Below are 21,731 nucleotides of genomic sequence, written 5' to 3'. Positions count from 1 at the left end.
CCTGATTACCAACTTGCCTTTTTAAGACCAGGAATCTCACCACGCATGGCTGATTCACGAACCTTAATACGGCTTAAACCAAACTTACGAAGGACGCCATGAGGACGACCTGTTTGACGACAACGACGACGTTGACGTGATGGACTAGAATCACGAGGAAGCGTTTGCAATTTAAGCACTGCATTCCAACGATCTTCATCTGATGCATTAAGATCAGAGATAATCGCTTTTAATTCTTGACGCTTTGCAAAATATTTTTCTGCTAGCTTTACGCGTTTCTTATCGCGTTCAATCATTGATTGTTTAGCCATTATGCCCTACCTTACTTACGAAATGGGAAGTTAAAGGCAGATAATAAAGCTCGGCCTTCTTCATCTGATTGTGCACTTGTTGTGATAGTAATATCTAAACCACGAACACGATCAACTTTATCATAATCGATTTCAGGGAAAACGATTTGTTCACGAACACCCATGCTATAGTTACCACGACCATCGAAAGATTTTGCGCTTAAACCGCGGAAATCTCGAGTACGAGGAAGCGCAATATAAACTAGACGTTCAAAAAATTCCCACATACGTTCGCCACGTAAAGTGACTTTACAACCAATAGGATACCCTTGACGGATTTTAAAACCAGCAACTGATTTGCGTGCTTTTGTGACAAGTGGTTTTTGACCACTGATTGCTGCTAAATCTGCAACCGCATTATCTAATAATTTCTTATCAGTAATTGCTTCACCCACACCCATATTCAAGGTGATCTTTTCGATCCGAGGGACTTGCATGACAGATTTGTAGCCAAACTGTTCTTGCAGTTTATTTACTACCTGTGCTTTGTAGTAATCATGCAGTTTCGCCATCGTACACTCCAAATTACTTAATTAATTCATTAGTAGACTTATAAAAACGGACTTTTTTACCATTTTCAATTCTAAAGCCTACGCGATCTGCTTTGCCTGTAGCTGGGTTAAAAATTGCTACATTAGAAACATTAATAGCTGCTTCTTTTTCAACAATTCCACCTTCTTGATTTAATGCAGGTACTGGTTTTTGATGTTTTTTCACCAAATTAATACCTTCAACAATCACTTTGCCTGTAGACAAAACACTTTTTACTTTACCGCGTTTACCTTTATCTTTACCGGTTAACACGATAACTTCATCTTCTCGACGGATTTTCGCTGCCATTACCCGCTCCTTACAGTACTTCTGGTGCTAATGAAATGATCTTCATAAACTTCTCAGAACGAAGTTCACGAGTGACCGGTCCAAAAATACGCGTACCAATCGGTTGCTCACTGTTATTGTTTAAAATAACACAAGCATTGCGATCGAAACGAATGACAGATCCATCAGGACGACGAACACCTTTTCTAGTGCGCACGACAACAGCTTTAAGTACATCACCTTTTTTTACTTTACCACGTGGAATTGCTTCTTTAATGGTAACCTTGATGATATCACCAACCGCTGCATAACGACGGTGCGATCCACCGAGAACCTTGATACACATTACACTACGTGCGCCAGAGTTATCGGCAACATCTAGCCTAGTCTGTTCTTGGATCATTTTAATGCTCCGTATAAATAAATTATTGTCTAATCTACCTTCATCCACCTCAACTACCATGGATAAGAATAGACAACCAAAAACCCACATATGTGAGGGCGCATAGTATAACACCACTCAAATAAAATGGATAGCATAAAATAAACGGCTGCATTTAGCCGTTTATTATATTATGTACAGTTTTTAATCGATTAGATTAACTAACTGCTTTTTCTACGATTCGAACAAGAGTCCAAGATTTGGTTTTTGATAATGGACGACACTCTTTAATTTCTACAGTATCACCAATACCACACTCGTTGTTTTCATCATGTACATGCAATTTAGTCGTACGTTTAATGAACTTACCATATAACGGATGCTTCACTTTACGTTCTATAGCTACAGTAATAGATTTATCCATTTTGTCGCTAATAACACGACCTTGCTGAGTACGAATTTTTACTTCAGTAGTCATATTACGCACCCGCCTTTTCAGTTAATAACGTTTTAACTCGTGCAATATTACGACGCACTTGTTTTAACATATGAGTCTGTGTCAACTGACCTCCAGCTAATTGCATACGTAAGTTAAATTGCTCACGTAATAAATTAAGAAGTTCAGTATTTAACTCTTCAACGCTTTTTCCGCGTAGCTCTTTTGCTTTCATTTACATCACCGTCTTAATCACAAAGGTGGTTTTAATTGGCAGTTTTGCAGCTGCCAACGCAAATGCTTCACGAGCAACTTCTTCCGGTACTCCGTCCATTTCATAAAGGACTTTACCTGGTTGAATCTGAGCAACCCAGTATTCAACGTTACCCTTACCTTTACCCATACGCACTTCAAGTGGTTTTTCAGTAATTGGTTTATCAGGGAAAACTCGAATCCAGATTTTACCTTGACGCTTAACTGCACGAGTCATTGCACGACGTGCTGCTTCGATCTGGCGCGCAGTCAAACGACCACGACCCACAGCCTTAAGACCGAATGTACCGAAACTTACGTCAGTACTCACAGCTAGACCACGATTGCGGCCCTTGTGCACTTTACGGAATTTTGTACGCTTTGGTTGTAACATCAGCGACGCTCCTTATTGTTTTCGGCCTTTGCGCTGCTTTTTCGGTTGAGCAGCAGGTTGTTTTTCTGCTTGTTCAACGGCAGCCATACCACCAAGGATCTCACCTTTGAAGATCCACACTTTAACACCAATAATACCATAGGTAGTTAATGCTTCAGACACTCCGTAGTCGATGTCAGCTCGTAGTGTATGTAGAGGTACACGACCTTCACGATACCACTCTGAGCGAGCAATTTCAGCGCCGCCTAAACGACCACTTACTTCAACTTTGATACCTTTAGCACCCGCTTTCATTGCGTTTTGTACCGCACGTTTCATTGCACGACGGAACATAACACGGCGTTCTAACTGAGAAGTAATGCTATCAGCAACTAATTTTGCATCAAGTTCAGGTTTACGAACTTCAGCAATATTAATTTGGACTACAACATCACGTTTTTCTCTTTTGTCTTTATACTTATTGACAATAGAAGCTACGGCATTACGTAATTTTTCAACGTCCTCACCTTTTTTACCAATCACGATACCTGGACGAGCAGTGTGAATAGTAATGCGAACGTTAGTTTCTGCTGAACGGTCGATTACAATTTTAGAGATTGACGCTTGTGCTAATTCTTTGTTTAAGAATTCACGCACTCTAAAATCACTTTCTAAATTATCAGCGAATGTCTTTGTACCCGAATACCATGTAGATGTCCAAGGCTTGACAATGCCTAATCGGATACCATTTGGATTTACTTTTTGACCCATTGCTATTCTCCAGCCTAGCGATCTGAGACGATCACGGTGATGTGACTCGTACGCTTCAAAATTCGATCTGCACGACCTTTCGCACGAGGCATAATACGCTTCATGGTTGGGCCTTCGTCTACGAAAATTTTCGCAACTTTTAGATCATCAATATCAGCACCATCGTTATGCTCTGCATTAGCAATAGCAGACTCTAATACTTTTTTAACAAGTACAGCCGCTTTTTTATTGGTGTACGTTAAAATATCAAGTGCCTGAGACACTTTTTTACCGCGAACAAGATCTGCAACTAAGCGAACTTTTTGTGCAGAAGAACGAGCGTGGCGGTACTTTGCAATTGTTTCCATCTCTTTCTCCTACTTATTTCTTCTTAGCTTTCTTATCCGCAGCGTGACCGCGATAAGTACGAGTCGGCGCGAATTCACCCAATTTATGACCAACCATTTCGTCGGTAACATAAACTGGAACGTGCTGACGACCATTATGGACAGCGATGGTCAAACCGATCATGTTAGGAAAGATCGTTGAACGACGGGACCAAGTACGAATTGGTTTCTTGTCCCCGCTTTCCACCGCTTTCTCTACCTTCTTCAGCAAGTGTAGGTCAATAAAAGGACCCTTCTTGAGAGAACGTGGCATAGCTAATCCTCTATATTAATTATTTCTTATTGCGACGGCGAACAATATACTTATCAGTACGTTTGTTGCTACGCGTTTTCAATCCTTTGGCTTTTTGACCCCATGGAGACACAGGATGTTTACCAAAGTTACGACCTTCACCACCACCATGTGGATGGTCTACCGGGTTCATTGCTGTACCACGAACAGTAGGACGAACACCACGCCAACGCGTTGCACCCGCTTTACCTAGTACGCGAAGCATATGTTCTGAATTACCGACTTCACCAATAGTGGCACGACAATCAGATAATACTTTACGCATTTCACCTGAACGTAGACGTAATGTTACATATGCACCATCACGCGCAACGATTTGAACATAGCTACCAGCTGAGCGAGCAAGTTGTCCGCCTTTACCTGGTTTCATTTCAATGTTATGCACGGTAGAACCGACTGGAATATTGCGCATTGGTAAACAGTTACCTGTTTTAATCGATGCATCAACACCAGATTGGATCTGATCACCTGCTTTTAAGCCTTTAGGCGCTAAAATATAACGACGTTCACCGTCTTTATATAAAACCAATGCAATATTTGCACTACGGTTTGGATCATATTCCAAACGTTCAACAACTGCTGGAATACCATCTTTGTTACGCTTAAAGTCAACAATACGATAATGTTGTTTATGACCACCACCGATATGACGGGTAGTGATACGACCATTATTATTGCGACCACCAGTTTTGCTTTTTGAATCAAGCAACGGTGCATAAGGCTTACCTTTATGCAACTCTGGGTTAACCACTTTAACAACGTGGCGACGACCCGGAGATGTAGGTTTACACTTAACAACTGCCATTGTTCTTACTCCTCCGAATTACTCAGCGACGCCAGCAAGGTCTAAGTTTTGACCTTCTGCTAAAGTTACGTAAGCTTTTTTCCAGTCGCTACGGCGACCAAGTTGTTGACCACGACGTTTTACTTTGCCTTTAACAACAAGTGTATTAACGTCATCTACTTTAACTTCAAATAGTTGTTCAACTGCGGCTTTAATCTCTCTCTTAGTAGCATCTTTAGCAACTTTCAATACTAATGTATTTGTTTTTTCCATTGAAATAGATGCTTTTTCAGAAACATGTGGTGCTCGCAGGACTTTAAGCAGACGCTCTTCACGAATCATGCTAACATCTCCTCTACTTGTTTAACGGCATCAACAGTGATAACCACTTTGTCAAATGCAATCAAACTAACTGGATCAATACCTGCCACATCACGCACATCAACTTTATGCAAGTTACGTGCTGCTAAGAAAAGATTCTCATCAACTTCAGTTGTAATGATAAGGACATCGTTAAGATTCATATCATTTAATTTCTGAGTTAATAATTTAGTCTTAGGTGCTTCAACAGTAAATGTTTCAACCACAACTAAACGCTCTTGACGCACTAATTCAGAGAAAATACTCTTTAATGCACCACGATACATTTTACGGTTAACTTTTTGGCTATGATCTTGTGGTTTTGCTGCAAATGTTACACCACCACTACGCCAGATTGGGCTCTTAATAGAACCTGAACGAGCACGACCTGTGCCTTTTTGACGCCATGGTTTTTTGCCTGAACCAGCGATTTCTGCACGAGTTTTTTGTGCGCGTGAGCCTTGACGAGCAGCAGATGCATAAGCAACAACTACTTGGTGAACTAACGCTTCATTAAACTCACGTCCGAAGGTAGTTTCGGAAACAGAAAGCGCTTTCGCGTCTTTTACTACTAATTCCATCTCTATCTCCTCGACGTTAAGCCTTGATTGCCGGTTTAACAATTACGTCACTATTGATTGCGCCTGGAACTGCACCTTTAATTAATAAAAGGTTACGTTCAGCATCAACACGTACAATATCTAAGTTTTGAACAGTTACACGTTCATTACCTAGGTGACCTGCCATTTTACGACCTTTGAACACTTTACCTGGAGTTTGGTTTTGACCGATAGAGCCATGACCACGGTGTGCCAAAGAGTTACCATGAGTTGCATCTTGAGTACGGAAGTTCCAACGTTTAGTTACGCCAGCAAAACCTTTACCTTTAGATGTTCCAGTAACATCAACTTTTTTAACGTCTGTGAAAATATCAACGTTAATACTTTGCCCTACAGTAAATTCGCCTTCTTCAAAACGGAATTCCCATAGACCACGACCAGCTTCAACGCCAGCCTTAGCAAAATGACCTGCTTCAGGTTTATTTACACGGCTTGCTTTTTTGCTGCCAGTAGTAACCTGAATAGCTTGATAACCATCGTTCTCTAAAGTTTTAACTTGAGTAACGCGGTTGCTTTGAACTTCAACTACGGTGACAGGAATAGAAACACCTTCTTCGGTGAAGATTCGTGTCATTCCTACTTTACGACCGATTAAACCAATCATTGTTTAGACCTCTCAATCATTCAGCTTAGGATTAACCTAAACTGATCTGCACATCAACACCGGCAGCAAGATCTAGGCGCATTAAAGCATCAACTGTTTTTTCAGTTGGCTCAACAATATCAACTAGACGTTTATGAGTACGAATCTCATATTGATCACGCGCGTCTTTATTAACGTGCGGAGAAATCAATACGGTGAAACGCTCTTTGCGTGTCGGTAATGGAATAGGACCACGAACTTGCGCACCAGTGCGCTTCGCAGTTTCTACAATTTCAGCAGTTGATTGATCAATCAAACGATGATCAAACGCTTTTAACCGGATACGGATTCTTTGGTTCGACATGAGACCAGAGCTCCACTATTTAAAAGTTATAACAAAAGACTACTCCTCTTACCCTGTTTCGATTGACAGGAGAGTGTAATCCGTTCTTTTCGTAACCCCCAGATCGGGAGTATTGTTGATATAATTCAATATTATTAAATAAGGATTATATCTTCATACGCATTTGCTTATCAAAAATTCAACAAACAAAGTGGCGATGATTATACGTAAATTATTAACTAATGCAAGAAATAATTAATAATAGATGCTTTATTGATCAGCTTAAAAATAATGATAAACCATTTTCATTGATTAAATTTCAAGCTAATCAAACAAGTTGTAGTGATTACTTAAGAAAATGATGATAATGAGGAATCTGTCGCCATGAAGTGATGGCGACAAGGCTAATGATCTTCTTTGGCATGATTAAGACTATATCTTGGAATTTCAACTTCAAGATCTTCATCGGCAACACGAGCCTGACAACTTAGTCGACTATGTGGTTCAACGCCCCACGCTTTATCTAACATATCATCTTCTTGTTCATCACTCTCTTCAAGTGAGTCAAAACCTTTACGGACAATACAATGGCAAGTTGAACAAGCACATGACATTTCACAAGCATGCTCAATTTCAATATCGTTACGTAAAGCGACTTCTAAAATAGATTCACCTTCTTGCGCTTCAACTGTTTTCCCTTCAGGGCAAAGTTCAGCATTTGGTAAAAAAGTAATTTTTGGCATAATAATCTCGTTAGTTAAATATCATCAACTTTATGACCGGTTAAAGCTTGACGAATGGATCTATCCATACGCTTAGCCGCAAAATCCTGCGTCACGTTATCAACAATTTTAATTTGCTTTTCAATTTCGTATATATCATCAGATTCGCTTACCGCTTGTAAACGATGTTTAGCATTTAAAATTTGATTAAGCTGATGCTCATTCAATAAGTCAGCATCTTTATCTAATGCATTTTGTAAACTCTCAAGGACTCTTGCTGCTTCAACTTTTTGTTCAGCAAGCATTCTAGTTTGCTTATCTTGTTGAGCGTAATTGATGGAATCTTGAATCATAGTTGCAATTTCTTTATCAGTTAGCCCATAAGATGGCTTAACTTGTATTGCAGCTTCAACGCCTGTTGATTTTTCCATTGCCGTTACGCTCAGCAATCCATCAGCATCCACTTGGAAAGTGACACGAATATGTGCGCCACCAGCAGGCATTGGCGGAATGCCACGTAAGATAAATTGCGCCAACGATCGACAATCGGCTACATTTTCACGTTCACCTTGTAAAACATGAATCATCATAGCGGTCTGACCATCTTTAAACGTTGTAAATTCTTGCGCCCTTGCACAAGGGATCGTACTATTACGAGGAATGATTTTTTCAACCAATTCGCCCATTGTTTCGATGCCTAAAGATAAGGGAATTACATCAAGCAACAACATATCGGAATCGGGTTTATTACCCACTAAAATATCCGCTTGAATGGCAGCCCCAATAGCGACTACTCTATCTGGATCGATAGAAGTTAAAGGTTTTGTTTTGAAATAGTTACCGACCGATTCACGCACAAACGGAATTCGGGTAGATCCCCCCACCATGACCACTTCAACAATTTCATCGATATCAATATCAGCATCTTTTAATGCACGCCGACAAACAGCTAAGGTTCGTTTAACTAGCGGTTCAATGAGTTGTTCAAATTGATGTCGGGTTATAGTTAAGACCTGATTATCAAATGTGATCGTGACAGCATCTTGATGGCTGAGAGCAATTTTAATATCAACCGCTTGATGAATCATTCTCTGATTCAACTGTGCATCATGATGATTAATCAACCCTAATTCGTTTTTAATATACTCCGCAAGTAAACGATCGAAGTCATCACCACCAAGAGCAGAATCTCCCCCTGTTGATAGGACTTCAAAAACGCCTTTATGTAAACGCAGGATAGAGATATCAAAAGTTCCACCACCTAAATCATATACAGCAATGATGCCTTCTTTTCCAGAATCAAGGCCATAAGCGATAGCTGCAGCAGTAGGTTCATTCAACAAACGTAAAACGTGTAAACCAGCTAATTTAGCAGCATCTTTTGTTGCCTGTCGTTGAGCATCATCAAAATAGGCGGGAACGGTGATGACGACACCATCGATTTCACCATTTAAACTCGCTTTAGCCCGATCTGCTAGAGCAATCAAGATTTCAGCAGAGACTTGTATAGGATTAACTTGCTGATTCGGTAAATTTAGTAATGGCACACCATTTTCTGTCATGGATAATGGATAAGGGAAATGAGATGTGTCTATATCAGAAAGACGTCTTCCCATTAATCGCTTAACTGAACTTACTGTATTTTTTGGATCAGAAGTAGCACTGTTTTTAGCATTTTTACCAATTGTGATAATAGTATTATCATCATGATCAACACCATAATGTACAACTGAAGGCAATAAAAAATCGCCTTCTAAATCTGGCAGGACTTCAGATTTACCGCTTCGAACGGTTGCAACTAGTGAGTTGGTCGTACCCAAATCAATGCCAACCGCAATCCGACGCTGATGTGGTTCTGGTGTTTGACCTGGTTCACTAATTTGTAATAATGCCATTTAACTTATCTCTACTTGATGTGTTATTTATCTTAAATTATAAAGCATATTGCTTTTCTTGTAACTTTTCGATCTGTTCTATTAATCGAGTAAGATAACGAATCTTGTAGATTTGATTTAGGGCGGATTGCCAATCTTGTTGCGATATATTATTCAACAATTGATTATAAATATCTTTTTTACGCCCTGATATTTCAGACTCAAAGCTATCTAATAGTTCAAAGTTTGACTGACTTTCAATATCATCTAGCTTTTCACGCAAAACAAATTGCTCCATTAAAAAATCTGCATCATGAATAATATGTTGTTCCGTTGCCACATTAAAGCCTTGCAAAGATAGGAAATATTCAGCTGCTTTTATAGGATTTTTTAATACTTGATAAGCATCATTAATCATGGCTGATTTTTGAATAATCGCCATTTTTTCACTATCCGATGCCGTTGCAAAATTATCAGGGTGATACTGTCTTTGTAATTGTTGATATTGTAATGTTAACTGCTGCGTATCGACAGGTAATTGAATAGGTAGATGAAATAACTCAAAATAATTATTCACGCTTGATGCCTCAGTTAAACATTAAAGCTTTCGCCACAACCACACTCATTATGCGCATTAGGATTATTGAATTTAAAACCTTCATTTAATCCTTCTTTAACAAAATCAAGTTCAGTGCCATCAATATAGACTAAGCTTTTTTTATCCACGATAACTTTAACATTTTTGTCTACAAATACACTGTCATCGTCATTAATCGTATCAGCAAACTCTAAAACATAAGCCATACCCGAACAACCAGATGTTTTAACGCCTAATCTTAGACCGATGCCTTTTCCACGATTAGTTAAAAAAGCTTGAACACGATCAGCTGCACTAGTGGTTAATGTAATAGCCATTAACTTTGCCCTTTTTTAGTCTTATAGTCATCAATTGCCGCTTTGATTGCATCTTCAGCTAAAATTGAACAGTGAATTTTAACTGGCGGTAAAGCGAGTTCTTTAGCAATATCCGTATTTTTTATTGCTTGTGCTTCATCTAAAGATTTACCTTTAATCCATTCGGTAACTAACGAACTTGAAGCAATTGCGCTACCACAGCCATAAGTTTTAAATTTCGCATCTTCAATAATGCCATCATCATTCACTTTAATTTGAAGTCGCATGACATCGCCACAGGCTGGTGCACCAACCATACCACTACCAACATTCGGATCGTTTTGATCGAACGATCCGACATTGCGAGGGTTTTCGTAATGATCGACTACTTTTTCACTGTATGCCATAATTTACTCCTAATTTTAATGGGCTGACCATTTAATTTTCGATAAATCAACACCATCTTTAAACATTTCCCAAAGCGGAGATAAGTTTCTTAATTTATCAATAGAGTTTTTGATTAACTCAATAACATAATCCACTTCTTCTTCAGTACTAAATCGACCTAGTGAAAAACGGATTGAGCTATGTGCTAATTCATCATTAAGACCTAGTGCCCGCAATACATAAGAAGGTTCTAAACTCGCTGACGTACAGGCTGAGCCAGAAGATACAGCCAAATCTTTTAATGCCATCATTAACGATTCACCTTCAATATAAGCAAAACTGACATTTAAAATATTTGGTGCACTGTGTTCTAAAGATCCATTTAGATAAACTTCTTCTATATCTTTTAAACCGTTCCATAACCGATTTTTGAGTGCCAATAGACGTGGCATTTCAGTAGCCATTTCTTCTTTTGCTATCCGATATGCTTCACCCATACCAACAATTTGGTGCACAGGTAGCGTTCCAGAGCGCATACCTCGTTCATGACCACCACCATGCATTTGGGCTTCGATACGAACACGAGGTTTACGTCTTACATATAGCCCACCGATACCTTTTGGACCATAAATTTTATGACCTGAAAAAGACATCAAGTCTACTTTCAATTTGGTTACATCAATCGGTAATTTACCAACAGCTTGGGTTGCATCCACGTGAAAAACAATGCCTCTTTCACGACACATTTCACCAATTTTTTCGATATCTTGTATGACGCCTGTTTCATTATTAACGTGCATGATTGATACCACTGTCGTATCACTACGCATTGCCGCTGCGAGTTTGTTTAAATCTAATATTCCATCAGATTCAGGTGCTAAATACGTTACTTCGTAACCTTCACGCTCAAGTTGGCGACAAGTATCAAGCACGGCTTTATGTTCAGTTTTACACGTAATAATGTGTTTACCTTTAGCTTGATTAAAGTGTGCTGCACCTTTAATGGCTAAATTGTCCGCTTCAGTCGCGCCAGAAGTAAAAACGATTTCTCGTGAATCGGCACCAATAAGATCGGCTATTTGATTTCGTGCAATATCAACCGCTTCTTCAGCTTGCCAACCAAATTTATGAGAACGAGAGGCGGGGTTACCGAAAATACCATCCAAGGTTAGATACTGCATCATTTTTTCAGCAACTCTAGGATCGACAGGCGTTGTTGCTGCATAATCCATATAAATAGGTAGTTTCATTAAATACTCCCAATGACAAAATCTGTGTACAAATTTTATTGCTTAATTTATTGATATTAGATTGCTTTGTCGACTAGCCACTTCTTTAACTTCTTTATTATTGACTAATTCGCTTAAAGTGATACTTGTTAAAAACTCATCGATACGTTCACTTAGGTCATTCCACAACGTGTGAGTTAAACATCTCACGCCACCTTGACATCCATCATGACCATAACATTTTGTTGCGTGAACCGTTTCATCGACGGCTTTAACAATTGAACTAATCGCAATTTGATCCATGCTTCGACTAAGCACATAGCCACCACCCGGCCCCCGAACACTAGAGACCAAACCATGTTTACGTAAACGGGCAAATAGTTGTTCAAGATAGGAAAGTGAGATTTGTTGACGTTCTGAGATATCTGCAAGTGATACGGGCCCTAAACCAGAATGTAATGCAATATCCAACATTGCAGTTACTGCATATCTCCCTTTTGATGTCAATTTCATTATTTATTCCCCTTTATATATGGAAGGTATTTTATATATCCTTCAATGTTAGTCAAGTATTTAGTTGACTATTTTAGTGGGAATTAAACCTTAAGTTCTTTCATCGACGAACAATAGTGAAATATGCTAATCTAGTAAACTAATTTGATATAGGAGTTGAGCAATGAAATCACTATTAAAGTGTATTTTAATAATAGGATTACTCTTTACTAAAAGTGCAATCGCGGTTAATACGCAGCAAGATTTACGAGCTAATTACAAAAAATGGCTTAACTCATATCAATCACTCAATCTTAATGAACAAACCGCTCTTTTAAAAGAGCTAAAAGATTACCCACTGTATCCTTATGCTGCAGTACAATATTTTCAAACAAATATCAAAACGGTTTCCCCAGATATGGTGAGCAATTTTGTCACTCAGTATAGTAAATTTCCGTTAACAGCATCATTAAATCAATCTTTCTTATCAGAATTGACCAATCGTCAAGATTGGGCTGCTGTTGTTGACTTTCCTAAAGATAACTCAATTCAATCTAACTGCCGTTATCAATACGCTTTGTTACAACAGGGTAATCAATCTGTTATAGAGACAGTAGAATCATTGTGGCTAACAGGAAAAGAATTACCTTCTGCCTGTGATCCTCTTCTTAATGCATGGAAAGATGCTGGAAAACAAACAAACAATATCATTTTGTTACGAATTGAACTTGCCATAGAAGCGAATAATTTAAAATTAGCACGATATTTAATCAACTTATTAGATAATGACTATAAAACAACCAAAAGTAATTTATATGCTTTATTAGATAATCCGAAAAAATTAGAGGATTTCTCTAAAAATATTAAAACCAGCAATTTTACTAAAAAAATTGTATTGGCTTCTTTTCCTCGAGTAGTTAAAGCGGATATGAATTTTGCGCAAATACTATTGCCAAAACTGGTACAGCAGCAACATCTAAGCGAAACCGAACTCATTGCATTACAAAAAAATTTAGCAAACAGATTTTTCAGTGATTCTGCGACAAATGAGCAAATTAAATGGCGTGATGATTACATTTCCAAGTATCATGATACAACGTTAGTTGAAAAACGCATTCGTGTTGCGATTGATGAAAATAATTATAAAGATATTGCTTATTGGTTATCACAATTAACACCCGAAGATAAATTAAAAGAAGAATGGCAATATTGGCAAGCTCGCGTCTATTTAGACCAAAACAAAAAAAATGAAGCCAATACCATTTTGAAAAAATTATCGGCTAATCGTGGATTTTATGGCATGGTCAGCGCTCAATTGCTTAAGCAAAAATATTCTCTTAACAACCAATCCAGAAAAATTACGCAAGCCGAGATAGCAAATTTAAAATCTAAGTATGATAATCAAACTGTTATAAAACGAATTAAAGAATTACGTTTCTGGAAGAAGTTAACAGAATCAACACGCGAATGGCGCTTTATGTTGAATAATCACGTTGAAAATAATGAATATTTAGATTTAGCTCAATATGCTTATCATAAAGGTTGGGGAGATCTTAGTATCCAAGCAACAATATCTGGAAAACTTTGGAATAATTGGACAGAGCGCTTACCTATTATGTATGAAGATATATATAAACAGGCATTAAAAGGTAAAGAGATATCTCTTTCTTATGCGCTGGCTATATCGCGTCAAGAGAGCGCTTTTGATGCCACGATACAATCACCTGCTGGGGCAAAAGGTTTAATGCAATTAATGCCTGGGACAGCAAAAGAAACAGCAAAAAAAGTTAGCTCAATTAGTTACACATCAACATCTCAGCTTTCTGATCCAATGACAAATATAGAATTAGGGACATATTTTCTCAATAATGTTTATCAACAAAATGCTAAAAATCGTATTTTGGCGTCAGCAGCCTATAATGCTGGACCAAGTCGAGTTAAACGATGGTTAAATAATAGTGATGGTAAACTTGATGCAGTAGCTTTTATTGAAAGTATTCCTTTTACTGAAACACGTAATTATGTTAAAAATGTTTTAGTTTATGATTATATTTATCAAAATTTGTTAGGTCAAAAAAGGCATAATATTTTTACCGCAAACGAATTTAACAGAACCTATTAATGGTGGGCATTATGAAAACTCAAGAATGGAAACAAACAGTTGAAATACTACACCAAGCATTTAATGATGGTTATTCACTGGATATATTTAAACTGCTGCTAACCGCAGATGAACGTGATGCTTTAATTACCCGAGTGAAAATAATTCACTCTTTACTTGATGGTTCAATAAATCAAAGACAGCTTAAAGAACAATTAGGTATTGGTATTGCCACTGTCACACGTGGATCAAACAGTTTGAAAGAAGCATCACCAGAATTTAGACAATGGTTAGAAAAAACATTGTTAAATTGATTATAATGCTAGGTTATTACAATTAGTCACAAGATTGATTACAGATAACAACTTAGAATTACTACGAATTTTTCTTTAGAAGAACTTCATTTTCTGTTGCAACTGGCACACAATAATCGCATTCCATACGTTGGATATCTTTTGCCGTTTCAACCGTATTTTTATCTCGATTATGATGGATTTCAATTAAACATCCGGCACGTAAATGAACTTTTAAAGCTGGCATCGCAGCTAAATGCACCTGAGAAATAAAATCTTTAAAGTTTTCTGGTGTGCCAATATATTTAAAACAAAGATACAGACCACCTTCGCTAACAAACTGTTCAATATACTCAAGATGATTATTGTGTTCTAACGCTATAGTATAAAGTAACTCTTGTTCATTAGCATTTTCTTTACTTTTCAAGATACGGTTAAAAGCATAAATTTTATCCGGCAGAATTTCATTTTTATGGGTATAACGAGAAAGATAATTGTGAAAAAATTGCCCTCGCAACTTATTTTCTTCCTCTAATAATTTACTTAAATTACAGTTATTTTTATAAGTAATACCCCAAAATGTCTGTTTTGGCATATTAACGAATTTGGGTTCGGGTAATGTAAGCTGAGTTTTATTAAGTTCAATTGCTGGCGTTAATCCTGTCGGATCCCAAAATTCAGCGCGTCGATAACTTGCTGGGGTTTCATTGAACTGTTTTTTAAAAGAACGGGTAAATGTTTGCTGAGAATCAAAACGATATTGCATGGCAATATCTAAAATCGGCTTACTCGTCATTCGTAAAGAAAGTGCAGCATAAGTTAACCTACGATGACGAATGTAAGTACCAAGTACCTGACCGGTTACTTCTTTAAACATACGTTGTAAATGCCACTTTGAATAACCTGATTTTTGAGCAACATGATCAATAGACAAAGGCTGCTCCAGATTTTTTTCAATCCAAACGATAAGATCTGAAATAATGCTGACTTGATTCATAAAACCCCATCATAAAGTGAACTGGCAGACATCATGCGATTATGACTTAATCTTAGCAATAAGCAAGATTTAAATCCAAATTATTTAGTTTTTCTTAACAAAAAGAGTGTGTTCCTGCTTGATGCTCAGTCACATCTTTTACGCCTGCAAGTTCAGGAAATTCCATTAATAATTGTTTTTCAATTCCTTCTTTCAACGTATAATCAACCATTGAACAACCGTTACAGCCCCCCCCAAATTGAAGGACAACATAATTGTCTTCTGTTAATTCAATTAAACTTACCATACCGCCATGACTAGCAAGTTGAGGGTTAATTTGAGTTTGAATCGTATAATTGACGCGTTCAATTAAAGGTGCATCATCGCTGACTTTTCTCATTTTGGAATTTGGCGCTTTTAACGTCAATTGCGAACCCAATTCATCAGTAACATAATCGATAACGGTTTCTTCTAAAAATGGTGCACTCATTTCATCAATGTATACCGAAAAATCTGCAAACTTTTCTTCTATATCACTATCTTCTACAGTATCAGCAGGACAATAAGAAACACCACACTCTGCACTTGGCGTACCAGGATTCATGACAAAGACACGAATTTGTGTATCTTGTGGTTGATTGGCTAGTAGTTTTTTGAAATGTTGCTGAGCTGATTCAGAAATGGTAATAATAGACATAACCCCTCACTTTTGATGCAATTAGGTAATAAACTAGCTAATTGATTTGTTGTAATAGTTGACTAACTATGTTGGTTATTATAGGGACTGTTTACAATTTTACAATACTGTGCGACATAAACAAATCACTTGAATATTCATTGCCCCGCATTTTTTTAGTTGCTGACTAACAGCATTTATTGTGTTTCCCGTAGTGACAATATCATCAATAAGCATTACCGATTTTTGAGAAAGATTTTTTCGACATTCATAAAGTGTTTCTACATTTTGTTTACGTTCTTTTAATGAAAGCTTTTTCTGATCTATTGCTCGTTGATGTCGATAGAGTAAATGAGGATAAAAATCACAATTTAACCATTTCGCTATCACTTTTGCCAACAATTCTGCTTGATTAAATCCTCTTGACCAATAACGTATATGATGTAATGGAACGCAAGTGACTAAATCCGGTTTTATGATTTCATTTGCAAGTCGTTTTTTATACCATGTTAAAAACATTAATCTTGCCAGTGCCAATGTCAGTTCCGTTTTATGATAAAACTTTAATTGCTGAATTAATTTTTTTAACGGATTAATGTATTCGCTAGTCGCAATTAATGTATCCCAATAGGGTTTATTTTCAAGACAACGATAACAAATCTGAGTGAATAAAGAATGCGGTAAACAACATTGCGGACATACCTTGTTTAATTTCGGTATGTTTTTTAAACATTGATAGCAAATTCCATGATGTGCCAAATATAATGGCATATTGCATAAGAAGCAACGCATAATTCTCCAACTTTAAAAATAATGTCATCCAAAAATTTAAAACAATCATTTAATAAAGGATAAAACGTCAATACTAAGAGTTTGTTTTCAGACCATCGCATATCGTTCAAAAAATACTTTTTTCAGCCATAAAAATAGTACTCAAATGTAAAAACTTACTTATAATATCTTATTTAACATATTGAAAAATATTAAATAAACAATAACTCGAACTATTTCACAAAATTTTTTTGTATTTTGCACAATTGTTATTTAAATAAATTTTATATTCGGTATAATCAACAAACAAATGGACTAAGGAACAAATATAATGAATAAAATCAGATCATTAATCATCACATTGTGCTTAATTTTACTTTCACCCATTGCATTAGCAGATACAAAAGTATTGTTGCAAACCAGTATGGGGGATATTGAAATTGAATTAGACAATGAGCATGCACCAATTACGACCAAAAACTTTCTTGATTATGTTAAAAGTGGTTTCTATGAAAACACCACTTTTCATCGTGTGATCCCTAATTTTATGATTCAAGGTGGTGGAGCAGACGGTGAATTAAAATTTAAAGAAACAAATGCCCCAATTAAAAACGAAGCAGATAATGGATTAAAAAATGTGCGTGGTACGATTGCAATGGCCAGAACCGGTGTCATCGATAGTGCAACGAGCCAATTTTTTATTAATGTTGTCGATAATCATTTTCTCAACCACGATCCATCCAAAGATTATGGTTACGCAGTATTTGGAAAAGTGATAAAAGGAATGGATGTTGTTGATAAAATTGTCAATGTGCCAACTAAACGGATGGGCCCACATCAAAATGTACCGATTGAGCCAATTTATATTAAAAAAGCAATTATCATAACAGAATAAATGATTTTATTTATTCTACTTCATTTATTCAAAAGAACTGTCTTAATGATTTAAGACAGTTCAGTTTTAACATATTTTAATTAGTTCTATTTGTTTTATATTATCGCAAGCTTTTATTATCACAAGCTTCATCTATGCCAAGACTACAGGCTTTCTTAAAGTACTTAATGGCTAACAGTCTATTTTTTTCTACTCCTTCACCATTGTAATACATGACACCTAAATTATTTAACGCTTCTGGCGAATCTTGCTCCACTGCTTTCTTATACCAAAACACTGCTGTTTCTTTATTTTTTTCGACACCTTCCCCTTCATCATACATAATCGCTAAATTATATTGAGCATCAACTAAACCTTGTTCGGCAGCTTTTGTATACCAATAAACAGCCTTTTGATCATCTTCTTCAACACCTTCACCTTCATCATACATTAGTGCTAAATAATATTGTGCCTGATCATATCCTTGTTCTGCTGATTTAGTTACCCAATGTAATACCTTATCGAAATCTTCCTCAACGCCCAAACCTTCCTCATAAGCTTGAGCCAAATAAAATTGAGCTTTCTTATCACCTTGTTCGGCTTCTTTTTGGCAAGCATCAAAAGCTTTATCATACTCTTTTGCATTCCAATATTTTTCACACTCGCCAGCGTAGGTTGTACTTGAAAACAATACTGTTAACAAAATAAAAAATACTTTTTTCATAACTTTCCTTATATCTCTAAATTATAAATATTTGACAAATTTTAAACTCTGCCTATTGTAGGAAAAAAATTTAAATTAGCAATAACAAAAATTATTAAGAATTATTAAACTAATCGGTTTTAATAAATAGATATTACATCCCTTAACAATGAATCATGCTTTTTTTAATTTACTCAATAAGTGAGCAATAGTTCTGACCCCAACTCCTGTTGCTCCCGTTGCCCATAATGCAGTTGCACTTTTACGGAAAGTGGCTGAGCAGTCGATATGTAACCAGTTTTGTTGATAATTTTTAATAAAATGTGATAAAAATGCCGCAGCAGTACTTGCCCCTGCTGTATTTGGCAATCCAGAATTGGACATGTCGGCAAATGATGAAGGGAATTGAGAACGATGAAATTCAGCTAACGGTAAACGCCAAAATGCTTCATGTTCAATATCACTACTTGCCAATAACAATTGAGCAAATTTATCATCAAATGAAAGTAGTGATTGATAATCATTACCCACCGCAATTTTAGCTGCCCCCGTCAATGTTGCACAATCGATAATATAATGTGGTTTATCATTATCGGCACAAATTAACCCATCGGCTAACACTAAACGCCCTTCAGCATCGGTATTATCAATTTCAACTGTTTTACCATTACGATAACAAATAATATCCCCTAGTTTAAAAGCGCTACCACTCACTAAGTTATCTGCACAACATAGATAAAGTTTAATACGGTGATTTATGCCTCGTGCAATAGCAAGCGCTAATGCACCAGCGACTAGCGCTGCTCCGCCCATATCTGAGCGCATCGACTCCATAAAACTACTTGGTTTTAAACTATAACCACCAGAATCAAATGTGATCCCTTTACCCACTAAACAAGCAGTAATCGGTGTTGTTGGATTTTTACCCGGATTATAATCAAGTTCAAGTAGCGCTGCCGGTCTATCTGAGCCTTTACCAACAGTATAGATCCCCATATAATCATGCTCTTTTAATGCTTCGCCTGAAATAATTTTGTATGTTACGTCTGTCGAATATTGACTGATGAGTTTGGCACTTTGCGTAGCTAATTCAAGTGGGCTCAATGTTTCCGCTTGCTGGTTAACAATATCTCGACACCAATCAATAATGGCCAGACGATGTGTTAATTCTGCTTTATCTTTGCTATCCAGCTTTGCCCAAGTGACTTTATTGTTGTTTTTTGCATTACGATAACCCAACCAAAAATGCCAACAAGCTTCTAAATCCCATCCTTGACCACTAAGTTTAACCGATTTAATACCTTGATTATCGAGTTTACGCCCTGCACGTTGAATTGCCCCTAAACGATGCTCAGTTTTATAATGAATGGTAATTGATTCATCTGAAAAACTCAGTAGTGCATCTTTACCCCATTGCGAGGGTGCAGGTTTTTCAGAAAGTAAAATAGATAACATCGACATAAGCAGAACTCCAATTATTGATAAAAATAAAACAATGGCTTAATTCTAATCAGAAACATGCTAATATAGCAAGCAGGTTAAGAATAAATAAGGATTCGTTATGACATCTGCTGTACCAATAAAAAATGGAATTAATTTTCGTGATTTAGGTGGAATTAAAGCACAAGATGGACGTCAAATACGTAAAGGAAAATTATATCGTGCAGGTGAATTTTCACGTATTAGCGAACAAGAAAAAGACTTCTTAGCGAATGAATTAAAATTACACTACATTTTAGACTATCGAGATCCGAACGAAATCAATCGCTATCCCGACAATTTATGGCGTAATGCCAACTATATTAATGTTCCGGCAAATCCATTAAGTGATGAAGTGACAGCCAGTTTAACCTCAGAAATTGAAGATGATATTTTTACCATTAAAAAAACGTCACCCTTTGATTTTATGATCAAACTTTATCAATTATTACCTTTCAATAATCCTGCTTATCAAAAACTCACTGACATTTTATTAAATGGTAATGGGCAGCCCTTAGTTCAGCATTGTGCTGTCGGCAAGGATAGAACGGGCATTGGTGTCGCTTTAACACTGTTTGCATTAGGCGTGAGTGAAGACGTTGTCATGCAAGACTATCTACTTACCGAACAATTATTAAAAGATTTTCGTGACACCATTCTTAACCAGAATAAAAACCAATTAACGGCAACCGAACTTGAAAATCAAAAAGTGATTTTTGCTGCTAAAGAAGCGTACCTAACCGCCGCAATAACGGCAATTAAACAGCGTTATCAGACTATTGATAATTGGTTAGCTCAGGAATATCAATTAGATAATAACAAAAGTAAGGTACTTCAAGACCTTTATCTAATTTAGACAATATTAACGATATAGATAATTAATCTATACATAAATAATAATCACATCAACGATGTTATCGATTGAAATGTGAAGTCATAAAATAGCAATGTGAGGAAATAAAAATGTTAACCGATCAAATGGTCAAAAAGCTTAATGAGCAATTAAATTTAGAGTTTTACTCTTCAAATCTGTACCTACAAATGAGTGCTTGGTGTGATGACCAAAATTTTCCATCTTTCGGAAAGTTTTTAAGAGATCATGCGGGTGAAGAACGCCAACATATGGAGCGTTTATTTGATTATGTTTTAGATTGTGGCTCCTTAGCTTTAATTGGCAAAATTGAAGCCCCTGAATCACAATATCCTTCTTTACTTGAATTATTTAAAGTGGCTTATCAGCACGAACTTAAAATTACCAAAGCAATTAATGCGCTGGTTGATTATGCGTTAACACAGAAAGATTTTTCGACATTTAACTTTTTACAATGGTATGTTTCTGAACAACATGAAGAAGAAAAACTCTTCAAAAGCATTGTCGATAAACTAGAATTAGTCGGTGAAAATAAGCGTGACCTATTCTTTATGGATAAAGATTTTAACAAAACGTTAAGTGAATCAGGTTTATTAACGACCAACGAATAATTAATACAACATGTTAATCTGCTTCAT

At 36.7% G+C, this 21,731-nt stretch carries 32 protein-coding genes; 5 read left to right on the top strand and 27 right to left on the bottom strand.

What is annotated here, in order from left to right; genetic code table 11:
* Nucleotides 1-5: 5 nt before the first annotated feature.
* The 22 genes from rpsN to iscR form a co-directional block, all read right to left on the bottom strand.
* Entirely contained in the window at nucleotides 6-311 is a 306-nt protein-coding gene (gene rpsN / locus ACGH6R_RS07605; RefSeq protein ID WP_025314395.1) for a 30S ribosomal protein S14, read from the bottom strand.
* A gap of 11 nt (nucleotides 312-322) precedes the next feature.
* Nucleotides 323-862, bottom strand: a complete 540-nt coding sequence (rplE, locus tag ACGH6R_RS07600) for a 50S ribosomal protein L5 (RefSeq protein WP_065558584.1) — start codon at nucleotides 860-862, stop codon at nucleotides 323-325.
* 13 nt (nucleotides 863-875) lie between these two features.
* Entirely contained in the window at nucleotides 876-1,190 is a 315-nt protein-coding gene (gene rplX / locus ACGH6R_RS07595; protein ID WP_411599303.1) for a 50S ribosomal protein L24, read from the bottom strand.
* Between the two features lie 10 nt (nucleotides 1,191-1,200).
* Nucleotides 1,201-1,572 carry a 50S ribosomal protein L14 gene (gene rplN, locus ACGH6R_RS07590; protein ID WP_025314392.1) on the bottom strand — a complete coding sequence of 124 codons (372 nt, stop codon included), beginning with the start codon at nucleotides 1,570-1,572 and terminating at the stop codon, nucleotides 1,201-1,203.
* Between the two features lie 196 nt (nucleotides 1,573-1,768).
* Nucleotides 1,769-2,029, bottom strand: coding sequence for a 30S ribosomal protein S17 (rpsQ, locus tag ACGH6R_RS07585; protein WP_025314391.1), 261 nt, complete (start codon nucleotides 2,027-2,029; stop codon nucleotides 1,769-1,771).
* Between the two features lies 1 nt (nucleotide 2,030).
* Complete coding sequence (gene rpmC / locus ACGH6R_RS07580) at nucleotides 2,031-2,222, bottom strand: 50S ribosomal protein L29 (protein WP_411599302.1); 192 nt, start codon at nucleotides 2,220-2,222, stop codon at nucleotides 2,031-2,033.
* Nucleotides 2,223-2,633 carry a 50S ribosomal protein L16 gene (rplP, locus tag ACGH6R_RS07575; RefSeq protein WP_025314389.1) on the bottom strand — a complete coding sequence of 137 codons (411 nt, stop codon included), beginning with the start codon at nucleotides 2,631-2,633 and terminating at the stop codon, nucleotides 2,223-2,225.
* A 12-nt stretch (nucleotides 2,634-2,645) separates the two neighbouring features.
* Nucleotides 2,646-3,383 carry a 30S ribosomal protein S3 gene (rpsC, locus tag ACGH6R_RS07570; protein ID WP_411599301.1) on the bottom strand — a complete coding sequence of 246 codons (738 nt, stop codon included), beginning with the start codon at nucleotides 3,381-3,383 and terminating at the stop codon, nucleotides 2,646-2,648.
* Between the two features lie 14 nt (nucleotides 3,384-3,397).
* On the bottom strand, nucleotides 3,398-3,730 hold the full coding sequence (gene rplV / locus ACGH6R_RS07565) for a 50S ribosomal protein L22 (protein WP_034884235.1): 333 nt from the start codon (nucleotides 3,728-3,730) through the stop codon (nucleotides 3,398-3,400).
* 13 nt (nucleotides 3,731-3,743) lie between these two features.
* Nucleotides 3,744-4,022, bottom strand: a complete 279-nt coding sequence (gene rpsS, locus ACGH6R_RS07560; protein WP_065558581.1) for a 30S ribosomal protein S19 — start codon at nucleotides 4,020-4,022, stop codon at nucleotides 3,744-3,746.
* 19 nt (nucleotides 4,023-4,041) lie between these two features.
* Nucleotides 4,042-4,866, bottom strand: a complete 825-nt coding sequence (gene rplB, locus ACGH6R_RS07555) for a 50S ribosomal protein L2 (protein ID WP_065558580.1) — start codon at nucleotides 4,864-4,866, stop codon at nucleotides 4,042-4,044.
* A gap of 18 nt (nucleotides 4,867-4,884) precedes the next feature.
* On the bottom strand, nucleotides 4,885-5,187 hold the full coding sequence (gene rplW, locus ACGH6R_RS07550) for a 50S ribosomal protein L23 (RefSeq protein WP_065558579.1): 303 nt from the start codon (nucleotides 5,185-5,187) through the stop codon (nucleotides 4,885-4,887).
* Entirely contained in the window at nucleotides 5,184-5,786 is a 603-nt protein-coding gene (gene rplD, locus ACGH6R_RS07545) for a 50S ribosomal protein L4 (RefSeq protein ID WP_065558578.1), read from the bottom strand. The genes rplW and rplD overlap by 4 nt, the downstream gene beginning before the upstream one ends.
* 16 nt (nucleotides 5,787-5,802) lie before the next feature.
* A complete protein-coding gene (gene rplC, locus ACGH6R_RS07540; RefSeq protein ID WP_065558577.1) occupies nucleotides 5,803-6,429 on the bottom strand; it encodes a 50S ribosomal protein L3 in 627 nt (208 codons plus the stop codon).
* Nucleotides 6,430-6,460: 31 nt separating this feature from the next.
* The gene (rpsJ, locus tag ACGH6R_RS07535) at nucleotides 6,461-6,772 is read right to left on the bottom strand and encodes a 30S ribosomal protein S10 (protein WP_006120582.1); all 312 of its coding nucleotides are present in this window, start codon (nucleotides 6,770-6,772) and stop codon (nucleotides 6,461-6,463) included.
* A gap of 383 nt (nucleotides 6,773-7,155) precedes the next feature.
* Entirely contained in the window at nucleotides 7,156-7,494 is a 339-nt protein-coding gene (gene fdx / locus ACGH6R_RS07530) for an ISC system 2Fe-2S type ferredoxin (RefSeq protein WP_065558576.1), read from the bottom strand.
* 14 nt (nucleotides 7,495-7,508) lie between these two features.
* Nucleotides 7,509-9,368, bottom strand: coding sequence for a Fe-S protein assembly chaperone HscA (hscA, locus tag ACGH6R_RS07525; protein ID WP_267350306.1), 1,860 nt, complete (start codon nucleotides 9,366-9,368; stop codon nucleotides 7,509-7,511).
* A gap of 37 nt (nucleotides 9,369-9,405) precedes the next feature.
* Nucleotides 9,406-9,924, bottom strand: a complete 519-nt coding sequence (hscB, locus tag ACGH6R_RS07520) for a Fe-S protein assembly co-chaperone HscB (RefSeq protein WP_267350304.1) — start codon at nucleotides 9,922-9,924, stop codon at nucleotides 9,406-9,408.
* A gap of 14 nt (nucleotides 9,925-9,938) precedes the next feature.
* The gene (iscA, locus tag ACGH6R_RS07515; RefSeq protein ID WP_267350302.1) at nucleotides 9,939-10,262 is read right to left on the bottom strand and encodes an iron-sulfur cluster assembly protein IscA; all 324 of its coding nucleotides are present in this window, start codon (nucleotides 10,260-10,262) and stop codon (nucleotides 9,939-9,941) included.
* On the bottom strand, nucleotides 10,262-10,648 hold the full coding sequence (gene iscU / locus ACGH6R_RS07510; RefSeq protein WP_065558572.1) for a Fe-S cluster assembly scaffold IscU: 387 nt from the start codon (nucleotides 10,646-10,648) through the stop codon (nucleotides 10,262-10,264). Before iscU ends, iscA begins: the two co-directional genes overlap by 1 nt.
* A 15-nt stretch (nucleotides 10,649-10,663) precedes the next feature.
* Nucleotides 10,664-11,878, bottom strand: coding sequence for an IscS subfamily cysteine desulfurase (locus ACGH6R_RS07505; protein WP_065558571.1), 1,215 nt, complete (start codon nucleotides 11,876-11,878; stop codon nucleotides 10,664-10,666).
* 42 nt (nucleotides 11,879-11,920) lie between these two features.
* Nucleotides 11,921-12,370 carry a Fe-S cluster assembly transcriptional regulator IscR gene (gene iscR / locus ACGH6R_RS07500; protein WP_065558570.1) on the bottom strand — a complete coding sequence of 150 codons (450 nt, stop codon included), beginning with the start codon at nucleotides 12,368-12,370 and terminating at the stop codon, nucleotides 11,921-11,923.
* A 163-nt stretch (nucleotides 12,371-12,533) separates the two neighbouring features.
* Here iscR and sltY point away from each other — a divergent pair, with 163 nt between their 5' ends.
* A complete protein-coding gene (gene sltY, locus ACGH6R_RS07495; protein ID WP_411599300.1) occupies nucleotides 12,534-14,471 on the top strand; it encodes a murein transglycosylase in 1,938 nt (645 codons plus the stop codon).
* Between the two features lie 11 nt (nucleotides 14,472-14,482).
* Nucleotides 14,483-14,764, top strand: a complete 282-nt coding sequence (gene trpR, locus ACGH6R_RS07490; protein ID WP_218837341.1) for a trp operon repressor — start codon at nucleotides 14,483-14,485, stop codon at nucleotides 14,762-14,764.
* Between the two features lie 61 nt (nucleotides 14,765-14,825).
* On the opposite strand, the gene robA is transcribed toward trpR, so the two are convergent.
* The 3 genes from robA to ACGH6R_RS07475 all read right to left on the bottom strand — a co-directional run bounded on the left by robA (nucleotide 14,826) and on the right by ACGH6R_RS07475 (nucleotide 17,187).
* Entirely contained in the window at nucleotides 14,826-15,740 is a 915-nt protein-coding gene (gene robA, locus ACGH6R_RS07485) for an MDR efflux pump AcrAB transcriptional activator RobA (RefSeq protein WP_267350297.1), read from the bottom strand.
* Between the two features lie 94 nt (nucleotides 15,741-15,834).
* Complete coding sequence (gene nfuA / locus ACGH6R_RS07480) at nucleotides 15,835-16,410, bottom strand: Fe-S biogenesis protein NfuA (RefSeq protein WP_065558691.1); 576 nt, start codon at nucleotides 16,408-16,410, stop codon at nucleotides 15,835-15,837.
* Nucleotides 16,411-16,515: 105 nt separating this feature from the next.
* Nucleotides 16,516-17,187 (bottom strand): phosphoribosyltransferase family protein, encoded by a 672-nt coding sequence (locus ACGH6R_RS07475; RefSeq protein WP_411599299.1) that lies wholly within the window; start codon nucleotides 17,185-17,187, stop codon nucleotides 16,516-16,518.
* A 310-nt stretch (nucleotides 17,188-17,497) separates the two neighbouring features.
* On the opposite strand from ACGH6R_RS07475, the gene ACGH6R_RS07470 reads away from it, so the two are divergent.
* Nucleotides 17,498-18,061 carry a peptidylprolyl isomerase gene (locus tag ACGH6R_RS07470; protein ID WP_267379647.1) on the top strand — a complete coding sequence of 188 codons (564 nt, stop codon included), beginning with the start codon at nucleotides 17,498-17,500 and terminating at the stop codon, nucleotides 18,059-18,061.
* Between the two features lie 100 nt (nucleotides 18,062-18,161).
* Here ACGH6R_RS07470 and ACGH6R_RS07465 read toward each other — a convergent pair whose 3' ends face one another.
* Together ACGH6R_RS07465 and pepB are read right to left on the bottom strand one after the other, a co-directional pair.
* Nucleotides 18,162-18,764, bottom strand: a complete 603-nt coding sequence (locus ACGH6R_RS07465) for a tetratricopeptide repeat protein (RefSeq protein WP_411599298.1) — start codon at nucleotides 18,762-18,764, stop codon at nucleotides 18,162-18,164.
* Nucleotides 18,765-18,917: 153 nt separating this feature from the next.
* Nucleotides 18,918-20,210, bottom strand: coding sequence for an aminopeptidase PepB (gene pepB, locus ACGH6R_RS07460; protein ID WP_411596787.1), 1,293 nt, complete (start codon nucleotides 20,208-20,210; stop codon nucleotides 18,918-18,920).
* A 94-nt stretch (nucleotides 20,211-20,304) separates the two neighbouring features.
* Between pepB and ACGH6R_RS07455 the strand changes: the two genes are divergently transcribed.
* Nucleotides 20,305-21,078 (top strand): tyrosine-protein phosphatase, encoded by a 774-nt coding sequence (locus tag ACGH6R_RS07455; protein ID WP_411599297.1) that lies wholly within the window; start codon nucleotides 20,305-20,307, stop codon nucleotides 21,076-21,078.
* 107 nt (nucleotides 21,079-21,185) lie between these two features.
* On the top strand, nucleotides 21,186-21,704 hold the full coding sequence (gene ftnA / locus ACGH6R_RS07450) for a non-heme ferritin (protein ID WP_267358913.1): 519 nt from the start codon (nucleotides 21,186-21,188) through the stop codon (nucleotides 21,702-21,704).
* Nucleotides 21,705-21,731 lie beyond the last annotated feature (27 nt).

The sequence above is a fragment of the Gilliamella sp. CG13 genome (assembly GCF_046635805.1).
Lineage (GTDB): Bacteria > Pseudomonadota > Gammaproteobacteria > Enterobacterales > Orbaceae > Gilliamella > Gilliamella apicola_I.
The sequence above is the reverse complement of the archived record's forward strand: the minus strand, read 5'-3'. Positions and strand labels throughout refer to the sequence as shown.

Excerpts from the sequence above, each read along its gene's own strand:
- ftnA (WP_267358913.1), top strand. The coding sequence starts at position 21,186 with ATGTTAACCGATCAAATGGTCAAAAAGCTTAATGAGCAATTAAATTTA.
- rplC (WP_065558577.1), bottom strand. The coding sequence starts at position 6,429 with ATGATTGGTTTAATCGGTCGTAAAGTAGGAATGACACGAATCTTCACC.
- trpR (WP_218837341.1), top strand. The coding sequence starts at position 14,483 with ATGAAAACTCAAGAATGGAAACAAACAGTTGAAATACTACACCAAGCA.
- iscR (WP_065558570.1), bottom strand. The coding sequence starts at position 12,370 with ATGAAATTGACATCAAAAGGGAGATATGCAGTAACTGCAATGTTGGAT.
- rpsS (WP_065558581.1), bottom strand. The coding sequence starts at position 4,022 with ATGCCACGTTCTCTCAAGAAGGGTCCTTTTATTGACCTACACTTGCTG.
- sltY (WP_411599300.1), top strand. The coding sequence starts at position 12,534 with ATGAAATCACTATTAAAGTGTATTTTAATAATAGGATTACTCTTTACT.
- rplV (WP_034884235.1), bottom strand. The coding sequence starts at position 3,730 with ATGGAAACAATTGCAAAGTACCGCCACGCTCGTTCTTCTGCACAAAAA.
- rpsC (WP_411599301.1), bottom strand. The coding sequence starts at position 3,383 with ATGGGTCAAAAAGTAAATCCAAATGGTATCCGATTAGGCATTGTCAAG.
- iscA (WP_267350302.1), bottom strand. The coding sequence starts at position 10,262 with ATGGCTATTACATTAACCACTAGTGCAGCTGATCGTGTTCAAGCTTTT.
- hscA (WP_267350306.1), bottom strand. The coding sequence starts at position 9,368 with ATGGCATTATTACAAATTAGTGAACCAGGTCAAACACCAGAACCACAT.
- rplX (WP_411599303.1), bottom strand. The coding sequence starts at position 1,190 with ATGGCAGCGAAAATCCGTCGAGAAGATGAAGTTATCGTGTTAACCGGT.
- rplB (WP_065558580.1), bottom strand. The coding sequence starts at position 4,866 with ATGGCAGTTGTTAAGTGTAAACCTACATCTCCGGGTCGTCGCCACGTT.
- rpsN (WP_025314395.1), bottom strand. The coding sequence starts at position 311 with ATGGCTAAACAATCAATGATTGAACGCGATAAGAAACGCGTAAAGCTA.
- iscU (WP_065558572.1), bottom strand. The coding sequence starts at position 10,648 with ATGGCATACAGTGAAAAAGTAGTCGATCATTACGAAAACCCTCGCAAT.
- rpmC (WP_411599302.1), bottom strand. The coding sequence starts at position 2,222 with ATGAAAGCAAAAGAGCTACGCGGAAAAAGCGTTGAAGAGTTAAATACT.
- rplP (WP_025314389.1), bottom strand. The coding sequence starts at position 2,633 with ATGTTACAACCAAAGCGTACAAAATTCCGTAAAGTGCACAAGGGCCGC.
- rplW (WP_065558579.1), bottom strand. The coding sequence starts at position 5,187 with ATGATTCGTGAAGAGCGTCTGCTTAAAGTCCTGCGAGCACCACATGTT.
- ACGH6R_RS07470 (WP_267379647.1), top strand. The coding sequence starts at position 17,498 with ATGAATAAAATCAGATCATTAATCATCACATTGTGCTTAATTTTACTT.
- rplE (WP_065558584.1), bottom strand. The coding sequence starts at position 862 with ATGGCGAAACTGCATGATTACTACAAAGCACAGGTAGTAAATAAACTG.
- robA (WP_267350297.1), bottom strand. The coding sequence starts at position 15,740 with ATGAATCAAGTCAGCATTATTTCAGATCTTATCGTTTGGATTGAAAAA.
- rplN (WP_025314392.1), bottom strand. The coding sequence starts at position 1,572 with ATGATCCAAGAACAGACTAGGCTAGATGTTGCCGATAACTCTGGCGCA.
- ACGH6R_RS07465 (WP_411599298.1), bottom strand. The coding sequence starts at position 18,764 with ATGAAAAAAGTATTTTTTATTTTGTTAACAGTATTGTTTTCAAGTACA.
- rpsJ (WP_006120582.1), bottom strand. The coding sequence starts at position 6,772 with ATGTCGAACCAAAGAATCCGTATCCGGTTAAAAGCGTTTGATCATCGT.
- ACGH6R_RS07455 (WP_411599297.1), top strand. The coding sequence starts at position 20,305 with ATGACATCTGCTGTACCAATAAAAAATGGAATTAATTTTCGTGATTTA.
- fdx (WP_065558576.1), bottom strand. The coding sequence starts at position 7,494 with ATGCCAAAAATTACTTTTTTACCAAATGCTGAACTTTGCCCTGAAGGG.
- ACGH6R_RS07505 (WP_065558571.1), bottom strand. The coding sequence starts at position 11,878 with ATGAAACTACCTATTTATATGGATTATGCAGCAACAACGCCTGTCGAT.
- rplD (WP_065558578.1), bottom strand. The coding sequence starts at position 5,786 with ATGGAATTAGTAGTAAAAGACGCGAAAGCGCTTTCTGTTTCCGAAACT.
- rpsQ (WP_025314391.1), bottom strand. The coding sequence starts at position 2,029 with ATGACTACTGAAGTAAAAATTCGTACTCAGCAAGGTCGTGTTATTAGC.
- ACGH6R_RS07475 (WP_411599299.1), bottom strand. The coding sequence starts at position 17,187 with ATGCGTTGCTTCTTATGCAATATGCCATTATATTTGGCACATCATGGA.